The sequence below is a fragment of the Vibrio genomosp. F10 str. 9ZD137 genome (assembly GCF_049974785.1).
In the GTDB taxonomy this organism is placed as follows: domain Bacteria; phylum Pseudomonadota; class Gammaproteobacteria; order Enterobacterales; family Vibrionaceae; genus Vibrio.
This window is the reverse complement of record NZ_JBNGCJ010001028.1, coordinates 1-722: the sequence shown is the minus strand read 5'-3', so window position 1 is coordinate 722 and position 722 is coordinate 1. Positions and strand designations below refer to the sequence as shown.

The following is a 722-nucleotide window of genomic DNA, read 5'->3' as shown; positions in this document are numbered from 1 at the left end:
GCCGAACACTTCTCATGGCCATGTTTTGTTTATTAGGTGTCACGGCCATGGCACTTTCTGCCATGAGTACAGACATGGGTACGTTTGCTGTTTGCTTATTCATATTAGGAATGGCGAGCTTTGCACTCTACCCGATCGCCATCAACCTTGGATGCGATGGTCTTGATGCAAACTACATTGTTTCAGCCACTCAGGTGATGCTATTTAGCTACAGCATCGGCTCAATACTTGGGCCTGTACTCGCGGATTGGTTTATGCAGTCACAATACGGATTGATTGGGTATTTATTCGTGGCATTACTGTCGACCTGTTTATACATGTTGTTTGCTAGCATGAAAGGCAAACGTCAAATCATGGCCGGCGAATAGTGCAATTCTCCTATCGTATTGTCATCCTAGACTTTACTCACAGCGCTTAGTTTGTTTCGTTTTATCATTATTAAAAAAGGATGCCGTTTGGCATCCTTTTGTTTTTATGGTTCCAACATTAACCAACGATTATACGTCGTAGGTGGTAGAAGCCGTGTCGCCGCCTGTACCTGTCCAGTTTGTGTGGAAGAATTCACCACGTGGACGGTCAGTACGCTCGTAAGTGTGAGCACCGAAGTAGTCACGTTGAGCTTGTAGAAGGTTCGCTGGAAGACGAGCTGTTGTGTAGCCGTCTAGGAACGTTAGTGCAGAAGTCATACATGGCATTGGGATACCCGATTCCATAGACTTAGC

Annotated in this window: 2 pseudogenes; one reads left to right on the top strand and one right to left on the bottom strand. The window is 45.6% G+C overall.

Annotation, left to right across the window (positions count from 1 at the left end):
- A pseudogene (locus ACP45E_RS21910) lies at window positions 1-368 on the top strand (MFS transporter); the annotation flags it as partial.
- Between the two features lie 129 nt (window positions 369-497).
- Here ACP45E_RS21910 and ACP45E_RS21905 read toward each other — a convergent pair.
- A pseudogene (locus tag ACP45E_RS21905) lies at window positions 498-722 on the bottom strand (NADP-dependent phosphogluconate dehydrogenase); the annotation flags it as partial.